Annotated in this window: 13 protein-coding genes and 1 pseudogene; 6 read left to right on the top strand and 8 right to left on the bottom strand. The window is 75.0% G+C overall.

Features of this window, described 5'->3' with window-relative positions; all coding sequences use genetic code 11:
• Positions 1 to 98: 98 nt before the first annotated feature.
• The 8 genes from GWJ10_RS03220 to GWJ10_RS03185 form a co-directional block, all read right to left on the bottom strand.
• Positions 99 to 1,190, bottom strand: coding sequence for an LLM class flavin-dependent oxidoreductase (locus tag GWJ10_RS03220; RefSeq protein ID WP_163185079.1), 1,092 nt, complete (start codon positions 1,188 to 1,190; stop codon positions 99 to 101).
• Positions 1,191 to 1,383: 193 nt separating this feature from the next.
• Entirely contained in the window at positions 1,384 to 1,683 is a 300-nt protein-coding gene (locus tag GWJ10_RS19565; protein WP_206158319.1) for a hypothetical protein, read from the bottom strand.
• A gap of 170 nt (positions 1,684 to 1,853) precedes the next feature.
• Complete coding sequence (locus GWJ10_RS03210; RefSeq protein WP_163185076.1) at positions 1,854 to 3,512, bottom strand: bifunctional phosphatase PAP2/diacylglycerol kinase family protein; 1,659 nt, start codon at positions 3,510 to 3,512, stop codon at positions 1,854 to 1,856.
• Positions 3,513 to 3,588: 76 nt separating this feature from the next.
• Positions 3,589 to 4,089: a hypothetical protein gene (locus GWJ10_RS03205; RefSeq protein ID WP_043658772.1), complete on the bottom strand. Its 501-nt coding sequence runs from the start codon at positions 4,087 to 4,089 to the stop codon at positions 3,589 to 3,591.
• A gap of 134 nt (positions 4,090 to 4,223) precedes the next feature.
• On the bottom strand, positions 4,224 to 5,096 hold the full coding sequence (locus tag GWJ10_RS03200; protein ID WP_163185073.1) for a metal ABC transporter permease: 873 nt from the start codon (positions 5,094 to 5,096) through the stop codon (positions 4,224 to 4,226).
• The gene (locus tag GWJ10_RS03195) at positions 5,093 to 5,857 is read right to left on the bottom strand and encodes a metal ABC transporter ATP-binding protein (protein ID WP_021482568.1); all 765 of its coding nucleotides are present in this window, start codon (positions 5,855 to 5,857) and stop codon (positions 5,093 to 5,095) included. Before GWJ10_RS03195 ends, GWJ10_RS03200 begins: the two co-directional genes overlap by 4 nt.
• On the bottom strand, positions 5,854 to 6,822 hold the full coding sequence (locus GWJ10_RS03190; protein WP_163185070.1) for a metal ABC transporter substrate-binding protein: 969 nt from the start codon (positions 6,820 to 6,822) through the stop codon (positions 5,854 to 5,856). Before GWJ10_RS03190 ends, GWJ10_RS03195 begins: the two co-directional genes overlap by 4 nt.
• A gap of 162 nt (positions 6,823 to 6,984) precedes the next feature.
• Positions 6,985 to 7,767 carry an IclR family transcriptional regulator gene (locus tag GWJ10_RS03185; protein WP_163185067.1) on the bottom strand — a complete coding sequence of 261 codons (783 nt, stop codon included), beginning with the start codon at positions 7,765 to 7,767 and terminating at the stop codon, positions 6,985 to 6,987.
• A 34-nt stretch (positions 7,768 to 7,801) separates the two neighbouring features.
• On the opposite strand from GWJ10_RS03185, the pseudogene GWJ10_RS19710 reads away from it, so the two are divergent.
• The 6 genes and pseudogenes from GWJ10_RS19710 to GWJ10_RS03155 form a co-directional block, all read left to right on the top strand.
• Positions 7,802 to 8,152: pseudogene (locus GWJ10_RS19710) on the top strand (helix-turn-helix transcriptional regulator); the annotation flags it as partial.
• 214 nt (positions 8,153 to 8,366) lie between these two features.
• Positions 8,367 to 8,777 (top strand): VOC family protein, encoded by a 411-nt coding sequence (locus GWJ10_RS03175; protein ID WP_031316030.1) that lies wholly within the window; start codon positions 8,367 to 8,369, stop codon positions 8,775 to 8,777.
• Positions 8,778 to 9,015: 238 nt separating this feature from the next.
• Positions 9,016 to 11,400, top strand: a complete 2,385-nt coding sequence (locus tag GWJ10_RS03170; protein ID WP_163185061.1) for an excinuclease ABC subunit UvrA — start codon at positions 9,016 to 9,018, stop codon at positions 11,398 to 11,400.
• A 283-nt stretch (positions 11,401 to 11,683) separates the two neighbouring features.
• A complete protein-coding gene (hutH, locus tag GWJ10_RS03165; protein ID WP_163185058.1) occupies positions 11,684 to 13,297 on the top strand; it encodes a histidine ammonia-lyase in 1,614 nt (537 codons plus the stop codon).
• Between the two features lie 31 nt (positions 13,298 to 13,328).
• Entirely contained in the window at positions 13,329 to 15,035 is a 1,707-nt protein-coding gene (locus GWJ10_RS03160) for a urocanate hydratase (protein WP_061267934.1), read from the top strand.
• The gene (locus GWJ10_RS03155) at positions 15,032 to 16,375 is read left to right on the top strand and encodes an amidohydrolase family protein (protein WP_163185055.1); all 1,344 of its coding nucleotides are present in this window, start codon (positions 15,032 to 15,034) and stop codon (positions 16,373 to 16,375) included. Before GWJ10_RS03160 ends, GWJ10_RS03155 begins: the two co-directional genes overlap by 4 nt.
• Positions 16,376 to 16,377: the final 2 nt, after the last annotated feature.

Genomic DNA, 16,377 nt, shown 5'->3' with positions numbered 1-16,377 from the left:
GCCCGCCGTCGAGCACGACGTTGCTGTCGTTCTCGCCCCGAGGGCGACAGCAACGTCGTGCTCGACGAGGGGGTTGGCTGCGCAGCGATCAGTGGGGGTCAGTGCTCCGCGAGGAGCTCGCGGACGCGGGGGATGACCTGGGTGCCGTAGAGCTCGATGCTGCGCAGCATCGTCGAGTGGGGGAGCGTGCCGGTCGAGTACTTGAGGTCGAACCGGCCTGCGCCGAGGAGGCGGACGGTGCGGGCGATCTTGCGGGCGACGGTCTCGGGCGAGCCGACGTAGAGGGAGCCGTCGCGCACGTCGTGGGCGAACCGCCCGCGGTGGTACGCGGGCCAGCCGCGCTCGCGCCCGATCCGGTTGTTCATCGCCGCGAAGTGCTCGTAGACCTCTTCCTGCGCCTGCTCGTCGGTCTCGGCGACGTGGCCGGGCGAGTGCACGCCGATCGGCAGCACGGGCGTGCCGAGCTCCTCGACCGCGCGGTGGTAGAGGTCCACGTAGGGGCGGAAGCGCTCGGGCTCGCCGCCGATGATCGCGAGCATGAGGCCCAGCCCGTGCCGCGCGGTCCGCACGACCGACTCGGGCGAGCCGCCGACCCCGACCCACGTGCGCAGGCGCCCGCTCTCGGTCTTGGGCCAGACCTCCTGGTCGGCGAGCCCGCCGCGCGTCGTGCCCGACCACGTGACCGGGCCCTCGTCGAGCAGGTGGACGAACAGGTCGAGCTTCTCCTCGAACAGCACCTCGTAGTCGGCGAGGTCGTAGCCGAACAGCGGGAACGACTCGATGAACGACCCGCGCCCCAGGATGACCTCCGCGCGCCCGCCGGACAGCGCGTCGAGCGTCGAGAACCGCTCGAAGACGCGCACCGGGTCGTCGGAGCTGAGCACGGTCACCGCGGAGCCGAGGCGGATGCGCGACGTCCGCGTCGCGATCCCGGCGAGCACCACCTCGGGCGCGCTGATGGCGAAGTCCGCGCGGTGGTGCTCCCCGACGCCGAAGAAGTCGACGCCGACCTGGTCCGCGAGCTCCGCCTCCTCGACGACGTCGCGGATCGTGCGCGCGCCGCTGAGCAGCGCGCCGTCCGGCCCGGCGGTCACGTCGCCGAAGGTGTCGAGCCCGAGCTCGACCGTCGCGGGGTCCGGTGCGGCCGTCGCGCTCTCGGTGGGGATCGGGGAGGTCGTCTCGTCGGTCATGATCTGCTCCTGCGGTCGGGCGACCGTCGGGGGACCGGTGCTCTCACCGGTGGCGCGGTCGTGCGCGTCTCAACCGTGCCCGGTCCGCGGATCTTCCGCGACCCGTCCGCGGGCGGCCGGCAGGGACGACGACGGCCGCCGCCCCGGGTGGGACGACGGCCGTCGGTGCCGCGCCGGCGGACCGGCGGGGACGTCAGTACGTCGAGACGTCGCCGTTCGCGACGAGCGCTGCGATGGCGACGATGTAGATGACGAAGCCGATGGCGCCGAGCACGGTGAAGATGATGCTGAGGATGAGACCCCACTTGGCGAGCTGGTTGTCGAAGCCCGCCTCCTTGCTCTTCTTGCGCGCGATCGCGCTGACGACGATGCCCGCGACCGCGAAGACGAACGCGAGGACGAAGCCGACGATGCCGAGGGTCTTGCCCGGGTCCTCGATCGGGGCCGAGTAGCCGACGTGGGCCTGCGGGGCGGCGGGGTACTGCTGGGCCATGGTTCTTCTGCTTTCTGGTGGGGCCGACGTGGTCGAGTCCGGACGGGGCGCGGACGGGGTGCCGTCCGCGCGACTGCGGGGCTCATTGTGGGGCATGACGCCTGTGCGTGAACAGGGGGAGTTCTCCCCGGGTGCCGTGAACTTGGGACATACCGGACAGGCCGGGCGGATCAGCCCGCCGTCGGGTCGCTCGGGGCGTAGAGACGCAGCGCTCCGCGCCGCATGGTGAGACGGACGGTGACCGGCCCGGTGGGGGCGACGTCGTCGAGCGAGAGCGTCTCGCCGTCGTGCGCGAGCACCACGGGCGGCGACCCGGGGTGCCCGTGCTCGGCGTCGGGGGAGCGGTCCGTCGTGACGGCCTCGCCGTCGGGCCCGACGACCGCGCCGCGCGCAGGGAAGCGGAGCTCGAGGGCCGGGACGGACGTCGCGTCGACCACGAGGTGCCCCCGCACCCCGGGCACGCGCCGCGCGACGCGCGTCCCCGCGTCACCCGCCGCGACCTCGAGGAACGTGCGCAGCCGGCTCGCGCGGCGCTCGGCCCGGGCCGTGCGGACGTCGAGCACGCCGTCGTCGAGGCGGTGCCGCTCGACCGGCGCGAGGCTCTGCGGGTAGTAGCGGTTGACGCCCGCGAACAGCGACCAGTACTCGCCCTCGTGCCCGTCCACCGCCATGCGCACCCGGTGCGCGCGCCGCAGCACGCGCGCGGCCGCGAGGACGGCGGCCGGCCACTTGCCCAGCCGGTGCTCGTGCTTCTCGCGCTCGGTGACGAGCTCCGGGTAGACGCCGGCCGAGAAGGTGTTGAGCACGGTGCGGGGCGGCCCGTCGACCCCGTCGACCTCGAGGTCCGCGACGTCGATCGTCACGCCCGAGCCGGTCCGCACCGCCTCGATCGTCGCGCGCATCGACGTGAGGTCGGCCGCGCGCGCGAAGTGGTTGAGGGTGCCGCCGGGGAGCACGGCGAGCGGGAGGTCGTGCGCGCGCGCCGCCGCGGCCGCGGTCGACACCGTGCCGTCGCCACCGCTGATGCCGAGCGCGCGGGCGCCCCGCGCGACGGCGTCGTCGTACAGACGGCGCAGGTCGTCGCCCTCGGCGAGCACGTGGACGTCGGCGCGGGGGAGCCCGTCGCGGACCGCCGCGAGCGGGTCCTCCTTGAGCAGCCGGCCCGAGCCCGCCGCCGGGTTGACGACGACGAAGAGGCCCGCGCCGTCGTCGAGCGCGGGGACGTCCGCGGGCGGCCCCGCCGGGACGTCGGGGCGCTGCTCGGCGCGGCCGGGGACGAGCACGCGACCCGCGAGCGCGACCCCGACGCCCAGCGCCGCCCCCGCGGCGACGTCCGAGAACCAGTGCGAGCCCGTGTGCAGACGCGAGTACAGGACGGCCCCGGCGAGCGGCGTGAGCGCCAGCCCGACCGTCGGCCACTCGATCGCGACGCCCGTGACGAACGCGGCGGCCGACGCCGAGTGGCCCGACGGGAACGAGGGCGACGTCGGGGGGTCCGCCACGCGCCGCCACAGCGGGAGGCCGTCGAGCGACGGGCGCACGCCCCCGAACACGGTCTTGCCGACGACGTTCGCGAGGACGCTCGACACGAGCAGCGAGCCGTAGCCGCGCAGGGCGGCGTCGCGCCCGCGCCGCCCGGTGGCGGCGATCCCGACGGCGGCCCCGGCCCACAGCACGCTGTGGTCGGCCCACGTCGAGAGCCGGGAGAGCGCGGTGTCGGCCGCGGCCCCCAGCGCGCGGCGGTTCGTCCAGCGGTTCACCGCGCGGTCGAGGCGGGCGACGCCGGGGAGCGCCTCGTGCGGCTTGACGATCCCGGTGACACGAGGCATCTCGCCATCGTAGGAAGGGCGGTCGAGCACCGCGCGGCGACGGCGCTCCGGGCCCGCGTGAGCCAGGTGGTCGGGCTCAGGCCCCCGCGCGGCTCGTCTCGCCGCGGAGCGTGTCGATGTGCGCCTGCAGGCGCTCGAGCGCGACGGCCACGCCCTCGCCCGCGTCGTGCGCGAGGTCGGTCACGTAGCGGAGCTGGGCGGACGCCGCGTCGAGCGCGACCTGGGCGTCGGCGAGCGCGACGGCGGCGCGACCGTCGGCCGCCTCGTCGTCGTCGGTCGCGCGCTCGAGCGCGGAGCGGGCCTCGTCCGTCGCGGCCTCGACCGACTCGACGGCGTCGAGCACGTCGTTGCGGAGCACGGGGTGCAGGGCGGGGAGCTGGGCGTGCACGCGGTCGAGGTCGTTCCCGATGGTCTCCGTCTGGACCTGCGCGTCGGCGATGAGCTGCTGGACCTCGGCGGCGCTCGCCGTCGAGCACATCGGCAGCATCATGGACAGCGCGAGCAGGCTCGCCGCGGCGAACCGGGCAGACGTGCGCGTGCGCTGCGGCGTCGTGGGCTCGCTCGTCCTCGCTGACATGGCGACAAGTCTCCCGGGCGAACCTGAGAAGCACCAGGGAATCGAGGGCGAATTCATGGAGATTTCGCACACAGCGCACGCAGGAGGCGTCGTCCGGCGGCCCGGACCGGGTTGCGGGCCGCCGGAGCGGACGGTCAGACGCGCGCGAGCCGACGGCGTCGGGCCGCCGCGACCCGCGTCCCGACGAGCCCGTGCCGCGGGCTGAACAGGTACGCGAGCGCGAACGCCACGCCCAGCGCGACGACGACCGTCCCGCCCGACGCGGTGTCGAGGTAGTAGCTGACGTAGATGCCCATGACCCCGCACACCGCCGCGACGAGCGGCGAGATCCACAGCATCCGCGAGAAGCGGTCGGTGAGGAGGTACGCCGTCGCGCCGGGCGTGATGAGCAGCGCGACGACGAGGACCACGCCGACCGCCTGGAGCGCGACGACGACCGTCAGCGCGAGCAGGCCGAGCAGCAGCGCGCCGAGCCGTCGGGGCGAGAGGCCGATCGCGTGCGCGTGCGTCGGGTCGAACGCATAGAGCGTGAGGTCGCGGCGCTTGAGCACGACGACCGCGAGCGTCACCGCGCCGAGCGCGAGCACCTGGAGCAGGTCCGCGCGCGAGACCCCGAGCAGATTGCCGAAGAGGATGTGGTTGAGGTCCGTCTGGCTCGGCGTCACGGAGATGAGGACGAGGCCGAGCGCGAAGAGCGTCGTGAACACGACCCCGATCGCGGCGTCCTCCTTGACGCGGGACGTGTCGCGCACCGCGCCGATGAGCAGCACCGCGAGCAGCCCGAAGACGAGCGCGCCGAGCGCGAACGGCGCCCCCACCACGTACGCGAGCACGACGCCGGGCAGCACGGCGTGCGAGACGGCGTCGCCCATGAGGGACCAGCCCACGAGCACGAGCCAGCACGACAGGACGCCGCACACGATCCCGGCGGTCACCGTGACGGCGAGCGCGGTGCGCAGGAACTCGAACGACAGGGGCTCCAGGAGGGTGGCGAGGAGGTCGGTCACGGGGCCACCTCCACGCCGAACGCGAGCGCGAGGTTCTCGGGCCGCAGGACCTCCGCGGGCGTCGAGTGCAGCAGCACGCGGCGGTGGAGGAGCACCGCCTCGTCGGCGAGCTCGGGCAGCGCGTGCAGGTCGTGGGTCGAGACGAGGACGGTCGCCCCGCCGGCCGCGAGCTCGCGCAGCAGCGTGGTGATCGTCGCCTCCGTGCGCTTGTCCACGCCGGCGAACGGCTCGTCGAGCAGGAGGATGGTCGCGCCCTGCGCGAGCCCCCGGGCGACGAACGCGCGCTTGCGCTGCCCGCCCGAGAGCGCGCCGATCTGCCGGTCGGCGAGGTCGGTGAGCTCGACGCGCGCGAGCGCGTGCTCGACCGCCTCCCGGTCCGCGGGCCGCGTGCGCCGCGTGAAGCCCTGGTAGCCGTAGCGGCCCGTCATGACGACGTCGCGCACGCTCAGCGGGAAGGCCCAGTCGACGTCCTCGCTCTGCGGCACGTACCCCACCGCCTGGGCGCGCCGGGCGCGCGCGGGGGGTGCGCCGTCGACCAGGACGGTGCCGCGGTCCGGCCGGACCATGCCCATGACCGCCTTGAACAGCGTCGACTTGCCCGAGCCGTTCATGCCGACGAGCCCGCACACCGTCCCCGGCCCGTGCGAGGACCCCAGGGCGAGGGTCGCGCCGTCGAGCGCGAGGACGTCGCCGTAGTGGACGGTGAGGTCGCGCACGTCGATCGCGGGCGTGCCCGACGGCGCCCGCCCGCCCGCGCTCACGCGTCACCGCCCGCGGTGGTGCCGGTGAGGCCCGCGACGATGGTCTCGGTGTCGTGGCGCAGGAGGTCGAGGTAGGTCGGCACGGGGCCGTCGGGCGCCGAGAGGGAGTCGACGTAGAGCGTCCCGCCGAACGCCGCGCCGGACTCGCGCGCGACCTGCTGCATCGCGTCGTCGGAGACGGTGGACTCGCAGAACACGGCGGGGACGTCGTGCTGCTCGACGAACTCGATCGCGCCGACGACCGACTGCGGCGTCGCCTGCTGCTCGGCGTTGACCGCCCACAGGTACTTCTCGGCGAGCCCGGCGTCGCGCGCGAGGTACGGGAACGCGCCCTCGCACGTGACCAGCGCGCGGTGGCCCTCGGGCAGCGCGTCGAGCGCCGTCGTGAGCTCGTCGTGCACGGCGGCGAGCTCGGCGGAATAGGCGGCGGCGTTCGCCGCATAGTCGTCGGCGTGGGCCGGGTCGAGCTCCGCGAAGGCGTCGGCCATGTTCTGCACGTAGACCTGCGCGTTCACGGGCGACATCCAGGCGTGCGGGTTCTCCTTGCCCTGGTACTCCTCGGCGGTGTCGTCGCCGAGCGCGATGGGCTCGACGCCCTCGCTCACGACGACGTGCGGCACGTCGAGCCCGTCGACGAACCGCCCGAACCACGCCTCGAGCCCCATGCCGTTGTCGAGGATGAGGTCGGCGTCCGCCGCCCTGCGGACGTCGCCGGGCGTCGGCTCGTAGCCGTGGATCTCCGCCCCGACCTTCGTGATCGACTCGACGCGCAGGTGGTCGCCCGCCACGTTCTCCGCCATGTCGGCGAGCACGGTGAACGTCGTGAGCACGACGGGCCGGCCGTCGTCGGGCGGGGTCGCCCCCGCGTCCGTGGCGCTCGAGCAGCCGCCCAGCGTCGCCGCGGCGAGGAGCGCGACGGCTGCGGCAGCGCGGGATGCGGACCTCCGCGCCAAAAAGTTCGGCATACCGAAAAATCTAGTCGGCACGTCGGCCGCACGCAACGCCGTTTCCACCCCGGTCCGCCGAGGTAGAGCCCAGGTGCCGCGAGGTAGAGCCCCGGTCCCGCGAGGTAGAGGCCTGGTTCAGCGAGAAGGAAGACCAGGGCTCTACCTCGGCGTACCTGGGCTCTACCTCGGGGTGGTCGGAGTGGTGCGGGCGCCGATGCGGCGGCTCACCTCGGCGGCGGCGCGCCCGACGGCGGCGGCGAGCTCCGCGCGGCGGGCGGGTGGGGCGTCGTCGGACCAGAAGGTGAGGGCGATGCCGGCGACGGGGAGCCCGGTGTGGTCGACGGCCGCGTGCGCGACGGACGCGAGGCCCGGGGTGACCTCGCCGTCCTCCTCGGCCCAGCCGCGCCGTCGGACGCCGCGCAGCACCTCGCGCAGGGCGCCGAGGGTCTGCGGCCCGACGCCGGTGCGGTCGGCGAACGCCGCGGCGCCGGGGAAGAGGGCGCGGACCTGGGCCGCGGGGAGGCCGGCGAGGACGGCGCGCCCGCTCGCGGTGAGGTGCGCGGGGAGGCGCACGTCGACGTCGGTCACGAGCGTGGGGCGGCGCGGCGCGCGCTGCTCGACGAGGTAGAGGACCTCGCGCCCGTTGAGCACGGCGAGGTGCGCGCTCTCGCCCGTCGACTCGACGAGGCGCGCGACGACGGGCCGCGCGAGCCGCGCGAGGGGCGCCTGCCGCGCGTACGCCGACCCGAGCGCGAGCGACGCCGTCCCGAGCCCGTAACGGTGCTCCTCGGGCAGGTGGGTCACGAACCCCTCGTCGACGAGGACGGACAGCAGGTGGTAGACGGTCGAGCGGGGCAGCCCGAGGCCCTGCGCGACGGCGGCCGCGGGCGACGGGCCCGCCTGCGCGGCGAGGAACGTGAGCACGCGCACGGCCTGGCGCGCGGCGGGGACGTCGCTCGGCATGGAGGCCACGGTAGGCCCGTGGCACGATCGACGCGTGACGACGACGCCCGACGACCAGCGCCTGCGCGACCTCGCGCGCCTGCGACGCGTGCGCGACCGGATCGACCGCGAGTACGCGCAGCCGCTCGACGTCACGGCGCTCGCGGCCGGCGTGCACGTGTCGGCCGGGCACCTCAGCCGCGAGTTCAAGGCGGCGTACGGGGAGTCGGTGTACGCGTACCTCATGACGCGGCGGATCGAGCGCGCGAAGGCGCTGCTGCGTCGCGGCGACCTGAGCGTCACGGACGTGTGCTTCGCGGTGGGGTGCTCGTCCCTGGGGACGTTCAGCACGCGCTTCACCGAGCTCGTCGGCGTGCCGCCGAGCGTGTACCGACGGCGCGCGGCCGAGTCCGACGCCGGGTCCCCGGCTCCCGCGGAGTCGCGGACGGCCGTGGCGGCGGCACCGGGCACCGCGCACGGTGCTGCACCGGGCACCGCGTCGGGCGCCGTCCCCGGCGCGGAGCGGCTGGACGGGCTGCCGGCGTGCGTCGCGCGGCGCGTCACGCGACCGGTCAGGAATCGAGAAGCGCAGGCCGGACGGCGGTCCTAGCGTCGTTCTCATGAACCTCACCATCAACTCCAGCTTCCTGCCCCAGACCGACCCCGACGCGTCGCTCGCGTTCTACCGCGACGTGCTCGGCTTCGAGGTCCGCAACGACGTCGGCTACGAGGGGATGCGGTGGATCACCGTGGGTCCCGCCGACCAGCCGGACACCGCGATCGTGCTGCACCCGCCGGCCGCGACCCCGGGCCTCAACGACGACGACAAGCGCGCCCTCCTGGAGATCGTTGCCAAGGGCGCGTACTTCGGCGTCAACCTCGCGACGCCCGACGTCGACGAGACGTTCGCCCGGATCGAGGCCGCGGGGGCGGAGGTCGTGCAGGAGCCGATCGACCAGCCCTACGGCGTGCGCGACTGCGCGTTCCGCGACCCGGCGGGCAACGAGATCCGCATCCAGCAGCGCTCCTGACCTCCGCCCCGCCGCGGTCCCGCCTGACCGCCCGGTCCCGCGCCGCCGTCGCGCACGGCGCGATGAGTCCCGACCGCCCGGCCGGTCCTCACCCCCGGGACGTCCACGCACCGCACCCATCCACGCGCCGACCGTCCGGCTCTCCGGCAGACTCTTCCCGGGCTGCCGGGAGCGGGCGGTCGGCGCCGTCGACCGGTCCTCCGACCGTGCGACGAGGCTCGACGACGAGGAGACACGCATGAGCACGGCCACGACGACGGGAACCCCGACCTCGGAGCGCCAGGACCCCGACGCGCACGACGTCATCCGGGTCCAGGGGGCGCGGGCGAACAACCTGCAGGACGTGAGCGTCGAGATCCCGAAGCGGCGTCTCACGGTGTTCACGGGCGTCTCCGGGTCGGGCAAGAGCTCGCTCGTGTTCGACACCGTCGCCGCCGAGTCGCAGCGCCTCATCAACGAGACCTACCCGGCGTTCCTCCAGGGCTTCATGCCCACGCTGGACCGCCCCGACGTCGACGTGCTCGAAGGGCTCACGACGGCGATCGTCGTGGACCAGGAGCGGCTGGGCGCCAACCCGCGCTCCACGGTGGGCACGGTGACCGACGCGAACGCGATCCTGCGGGTGCTGTTCAGCCGGTTCGGCGAGCCGCAGGTCGGCCCGCCCACGGCGTTCTCCTTCAACATCCCCGCGCGCAAGGCGAGCGGCATCATGACGTCGGCCACCGGCGAGAAGACGATCGTCCGCAACGCGATCTACCACGGCGGCATGTGCCCGCGGTGCGAGGGGCGCGGCGCGGTCTCGGACCTCGACCTCACGGAGATCTTCGACGACTCCAAGTCGCTGCGCGACGGCGCGATCAAGGTCCCGGGGTACACCGCCGACGGGTGGATGGTGCGCGGGTTCGCCGAGTCGGGGTTCTTCCCGGGCGACCGGCCCATCCGCGAGTTCACCGACCAGCAGATGCAGGACTTCCTCTACAAGGAGCCCACCAAGATCAAGGCGATGGGGATCAACGTCACCTACGAGGGCCTGATCCCCAAGATCCAGAAGTCGATGTTCTCCAAGGACGTCGACTCGCTCCAGCCGCACGTCCGCGCGTTCGTCGAACGCGCCGCGACGTTCGCGCCGTGCCCCGACTGCGGTGGCACGCGCCTGTCCGAGTCGGCGCGCTCGTCGAAGATCCGCGGCGTGAACATCGCCGACCTGTGCGCGATGCAGATCACCGACCTCGCCGCGTGGATCCGGGATCTTGACGACCCGCACATGGCGCCGGTCGTGAACGCGCTCGGGGAGAACCTCGCGTCGTTCGTCGAGCTCGGGTTGGGCTACCTCAGCCTCGACCGGCCGTCGGGCACGCTGTCGGGCGGCGAGTCGCAGCGCATCAAGATGCTGCGCCACCTCGGGTCGTCGCTCACCGACGTCACCTACGTCTTCGACGAGCCGACCATCGGCCTGCACCCGCACGACATCGACCGCATGAACGGCCTCCTGCTCCAGCTGCGCGACAAGGGCAACACGGTCCTCGTCGTCGAGCACAAGCCGGAGACGATCGTCGTCGCGGACCACGTCGTCGACCTCGGCCCGGGTGCGGGCACGGCGGGCGGCCGGGTGACGTTCGAGGGCACGGTCGAGGGGCTGCGGGCGAGCGACACCGTCACCGGCCGCCACCTCGACGACCGCGCGACGCTCAAGGCGGAGGTGCGCTCGCCGTCGGGCGCGCTGGAGATCCGCGGCGCGGACGCGCACAACCTGCAGGACGTGGACGTCGACATCCCGCTCGGGGTGCTCGTCGTGCTGACCGGGGTGGCCGGGTCGGGCAAGAGCTCGCTCGTCGAGGGGTCGGTGTCGCGGCGCGAGGGCGTCGTGACGATCGACCAGAGCGCGGTGCGGGGGTCGCGCCGCAGCAACCCCGCGACCTACACGGGCCTGCTGGAGCCGATCCGCAAGGCGTTCGCCAAGGCCAACGGCGTCAAGCCCGCCCTGTTCAGCGCGAACTCCGAGGGCGCGTGCCCCGAGTGCAAGGGCGCGGGCGTCATCTACACCGAGCTCGGCTTCATGGAGACCGTCTCGACCCCGTGCGAGGACTGCGGGGGCCGCCGGTTCCAGGCCGCGGTGCTCGACTACACGCTCGGCGGGCTGAACATCGCCGACGTGCTCGACCTCCCGGTCGCGAAGGCGCGCGCGTTCTTCTCGTCCGGCGAGGGCAAGGTGCCGGCCGCCGCGGCGATCCTCGAACGCCTCGACGACGTCGGCCTCGGGTACGTGAGCCTCGGCCAGCCCCTCACGACGCTGTCCGGCGGCGAGCGCCAGCGCCTCAAGCTCGCGACCCACCTCGGCGACAAGGGCGGCGTGATCGTGCTCGACGAGCCGACGACCGGCCTCCACCTCGCCGACGTGCAGAACCTCCTCGGGCTCCTCGACCGGATCGTCGACGCGGGCAAGTCCGTCATCGTCATCGAGCACCACCAGGCGGTCATGGCGCACGCGGACTGGATCATCGACCTCGGCCCCGGCGCCGGGCACGACGGCGGTCGCGTCGTCTTCGAGGGCACCCCGGCCGACCTCGTGGCGGCCCGCTCCACCCTGACGGGCGAGCACCTCGCGGCCTACGTGAACGCCTGACCCGCTGCCACCCCGCCGCCGCCCGACCCTCCCGCCCCCTTCCAGCCCCCACCCGGTGCCGAACAGGTGATCGTGGCGCGTCCCGGGCAGCTGACGCGCCACGACCGCCTGCTCGGCTCGCCGGGATGACCTGGTCAGCGGCGGCGTCGGCGGCGGCGTCGGTAGCTGCGGTAGAGGGCTGGCTGCTGCGGTCGGGGAGGGAACAGGGGGCCTGTCTGGCATCCCAGACCGAACCTGTCGCAGCGGGCTCCCGGCGCGTCGAGGCGCGGTGTGTCCTGGGGGCATGGCAGCGACGACGCACTCCCCGGCCGTCTCCGACCCGGCCCGCGCCGCGCGCGTCGTCGTCGTGGGCGACGGTCCGCTGACGATCGGCGACGTGGTCGACGTCGCGCGGCACGGCGCGCGCGTCCGGCTCGCGGACGCGGCGGTCGAGGCGATGGCGGCGAGCCGCGCCGTCGTCGAAGGGCTCGCGGACGACGACCGCCCGCACTACGGCGTCTCGACCGGGTTCGGGGCGCTCGCGCGGCGCCACATCCCGGTCGAGCGGCGCGCGCAGCTCCAGCTCAGCCTCGTCCGGTCGCACGCGGCGGGGTCGGGGCCGGAGGTCGAGCGCGAGGTCGTGCGGGCGCTCCAGTTCCTGCGGCTCGCGACCCTGGCGACCGGGCGCACCGGGGCGCGCCCCGTCGTCGCGCAGACGTACGCCGCGATGCTCGACGCCGGGATCACCCCGGTGGTGCGGGAGTTCGGCTCGCTCGGGTGCTCGGGCGACCTCGCGCCGCTGGCCCACGTGGCGCTCGCGGCGCTCGGCGAGGGCGAGGTCCGGGACGCGACGGGAGCCGTCGTGCCCGCTGCCGACGCGCTCGCCGCGGCCGGGATCGCGCCGCTCGCGCTGCGCGAGAAGGAGGGCCTCGCGCTCATCAACGGCACGGACGGCATGCTCGGGATGCTCGCGCTCGCGCTGCACGACCTGCGGTCCCTGCTCACGACGGCCGACGTCGCGGCCGCGGCGAGCGTCGAGGCGCTGCTCGGCTCGGACGCGCCGTTCGCGGCCGACCTCGTGGCGATGCGGCCGCACCCCGGCCAGGCGGCGTCGGCCGCGAACCTGCGCGCGCTGCTCGACGGCTCGCCCGTCGTGGCGAGCCACCGCACGATCGACGCCGACGGCCGGCCCGAGTGCACGCGGGTGCAGGACGCGTACTCGCTGCGGTGCGCGCCCCAGGTGCACGGCGCCGCGCGCGACACGCTCGACCACGCGACCGCCGTCGCGCGCCGGGAGCTCGCGGCGGCGATCGACAACCCGGTCGTCACCGTGGACGGGCGCGTCGAGTCGAACGGCAACTTCCACGGCGCCCCGGTCGCGTACGTGCTCGACTTCCTCGCGATCGCCGCGGCCGACGTCGCGAGCATGAGCGAGCGCCGCACGGACCGGTTCCTCGACAAGGCCCGCAACGAGGGCCTGCCGCCGTTCCTCGCCGACGACCCGGGCGTCGACTCCGGGCTGATGATCGCGCAGTACACGGCGGCGGGGATCGTCTCGGAGCTCAAGCGGCTCGCGGTGCCGTCGAGCGTCGACTCGATCCCGTCGTCGGCCATGCAGGAGGACCACGTGTCCATGGGCTGGGCCGGGGCACGCAAGCTCCGCCGCGCGGTCGACGGGCTGGGCCGCGTCCTCGCGATCGAGCTCCTCACCGCGACGCGCGCCCTCGACCTCCGCTGCGACGCCGGGTCCCTGCACCCCGCGCGGGGGACCGGCGCTGTGCGCGACCTCGTGCGCACGGCCGCCGCGGGACCCGGACCGGACCGCTACCTCGCGCCCGAGATCGAGGCCGTGACCCGTCTCGTCGCGACGGGTGCCGTGACCGCGGCGGCGAGCGCCGCCGTCGGGCACCTGGCCTGAGACCCACCCGACCCGAAGGAGCGAGACGACCATGGTCCACGAGCCGACCCACCGCCTCGGCACGCCCGTCCCCGTCCGCGCGCCGCGCGGCACGACCCTCACCGCGCGGTCGTGGCAGACCGAGGCGCCGCTGCGGATGCTCATGAACAACCTCGACCCCGAGGTCGCGGAGCGACCCGACGACCTCGTCGTCTACGGCGGCACCGGCCGCGCGGCGCGCGACTGGCCGAGCTACCACGCGATCGTCCGCACGCTCACGACGCTCGCGGACGACGAGACGCTCCTCGTGCAGTCGGGCAAGCCGGTCGGGGTGCTGCGGACGCACGAGTGGGCGCCGCGCGTGCTGCTCGCGAACTCGAACCTCGTGGGGGACTGGGCGACGTGGCCCGAGTTCCGGCGGCTCGAGGCGACGGGCCTGACGATGTACGGGCAGATGACGGCAGGGTCGTGGATCTACATCGGCGCGCAGGGCATCCTCCAGGGCACGTACGAGACGCTCGCCGCGGTCGCCGCGAAGCTCGCCGCCCGCCAGGGCGGGCAGGGGCTCAGTGGCGGGACCCTCGCCGGGACGCTCACGCTCACCGGCGGGTGCGGCGGGATGGGCGGCGCGCAGCCGCTCGCGGTGACGCTCAACGGCGGCGCGTGCCTCGTGGTCGACGTCGACCGGTCGCGCCTCGACCGGCGCGTGCGCGAGCGGTACCTCGACGTCGTCGCCGACGACCTCGACGCCGCGGTCCGGCTCGTCGAGGACGCGCGGCGCGAGCGCCGGGCGCTGTCGGTGGGGGTCGAGGGGAACAGCGCGACGGTCGTGCCGGAGCTGCTGCGACGCGGGGTCGAGGTCGACGTCGTCACGGACCAGACGTCGGCGCACGACCCGTTGTCGTACCTGCCGGTCGGGGTGGACCTCGCGGACTGGGCGGACTACGCCGCCGCGAAGCCCGACGAGCTCACCGACCGCGCGCGCGAGTCCATGGCCCGGCACGTCGAGGGCATGGTCGGGTTCCTCGACGCGGGCGCCGAGGTGTTCGACTACGGCAACTCGATCCGCGACGAGGCGCGCCGCGGCGGGTACGACAGGGCGTTCGACTTCCCGGGGTTCGTGCCCGCGTACATCCGGCCGCTGTTCGCGCAGGGCAAGGGCCCGTTCCGGTGGGCCGCGCTCTCGGGCGACCCGCGCGACATCGCCGCGACCGACGCCGCCGTGCTCGACCTGTTCGACGACGACCACCTCCACCGCTGGATCCGCGCCGCCCAGGAGCGCGTCGCGTTCCAGGGCCTGCCCGCGCGCATCTGCTGGCTCGGGCACGGCGAGCGCGACCGCGCCGGACTGGCGTTCAACGACCTCGTCGCGTCGGGCGCGGTGCGCGCCCCGGTCGTCATCGGCCGCGACCACCTCGACGCCGGGTCGGTCGCGTCCCCGTACCGCGAGACGGAGGCCATGGCCGACGGCTCCGACGCGATCGCCGACTGGCCGCTGCTCAACGCGCTCACGGCCGCGTCGTCGGGCGCGACGTGGGTCTCGATCCACCAGGGCGGCGGCGTCGGCATGGGCCGCTCGATCCACGCGGGCCAGGTGTCCGTCGCCGACGGCACGCCGCTCGCCGCGGCCAAGCTCGCGCGCGTGCTGTCGAACGACCCGGGCCTCGGGGTGCTGCGCCACGTCGACGCCGGGTACGACGACGCGGTCGCCGCCGCCGAGCGCGGCGGGCTCCGCGTCCCCGCGCGGGAGACGCCGTGACGGGACGACGCGCGGCGGGCACGTCCGCGGGGCCCGGGTCGACGCTCGTCACCGGCATCGGCGAGCTGACGACCAACGCCCCGGGCGGCCCCGGCACGCGCGACGGCGACCCGACCGGCCTGGTGACGGACGCCGTCCTGCTGCTCGACGGCGGCCGGGTCGCCTGGGCGGGCCCGGCCCGGGAGGCGCGGGACGCCGTCGGGCACGCGCTGGACGGACGGGAGCCGGACGTGACGGTCGACGCGGGCGGGCGCGCGGTGCTCCCGGGGTTCGTCGACTCGCACACCCACCTCGTGTTCGCGGGCGACCGCGCCGCCGAGTTCGAGGCGCGCATGGCCGGGCGCCCGTACGAGGCGGGCGGCATCCGGTCGACCGTCGCCGCGACGCGCGCCGCGTCCGACGACGTGCTCCGCGCCGGGCTGGCCCGGCACCTCGACGAGGCGGCCCGCCAGGGCACGACCACGGTCGAGGTGAAGAGCGGCTACGGCCTCACCGTCGCGGACGAGGAGCGGTCCGTGCGGCTCGCGCGCGAGGTGACGCCCGAGGTGACGTTCCTCGGGGCGCACGTCGTGCCGGTGGAGTACGCGGGCCGGGCCGACGCGTACGTCGACCTCGTGTGCGGGGAGATGCTCGCCGCGTGCGCGCCGCACGCCCGGTGGGTCGACGTGTTCTGCGAGACCGGCGCGTTCACGCCCGAGCAGTCCCGCCGCGTGCTCGAGGCCGGGGCCGCCGCCGGGCTCGGCGTGCGCGTGCACGCGAACCAGCTCGGGCCGGGGGAGGGGGTGCGCCTCGCCGTCGGCCTGGGCGCCGCCGCGGTGGACCACTGCACGTACCTCACCGACGACGACGTCGCGGCGCTCGCGGGCTCGTGGACCGACAGCGGGACGCGGCCGAACGGGACGTCGCGAGCCGTCGCCGGGACCGTCGCGACGTCGGGAGCGGGCGCCGGGACCGTCGCGACCCTTCTCCCCGGCGTCGAGTTCTCGACGCGCCAGCCCTACCCCGACGCGCGACGACTCCTCGACGCGGGGGCCGTCGTCGCGCTCGCGAGCGACTGCAACCCCGGGTCGAGCTACACGTCGTCGATGCCGCTGTGCGTGGCGCTCGCGGTCCGCGAGATGCGGATGACCGTCGCCGAGGCCGTGTGGTCCGCGACCGCGGGCGGGGCGCTCGCGCTGCGGCGGGACGACGTCGGCCACCTCGCCCCCGGCGCCCGGGCCGACGTCGTGCTGCTCGACGCCCCGAGCCGCACCCACCTCGCCTACCGCCCCGGCGTCCCCCTGGTCGCGAAGACGTGGAGGTCGGGCCCCCCAGACCCCCACCCCCATCCCCACCCCTGACT

Origin of the sequence: Cellulosimicrobium sp. SL-1, from assembly GCF_011033075.1 — a bacterium.
GTDB classification, from domain to species: domain Bacteria; phylum Actinomycetota; class Actinomycetes; order Actinomycetales; family Cellulomonadaceae; genus Cellulosimicrobium; species Cellulosimicrobium funkei.
Note: the sequence above shows the minus strand (reverse complement) of the source record. Positions and strands in the feature narration are given on the sequence as shown.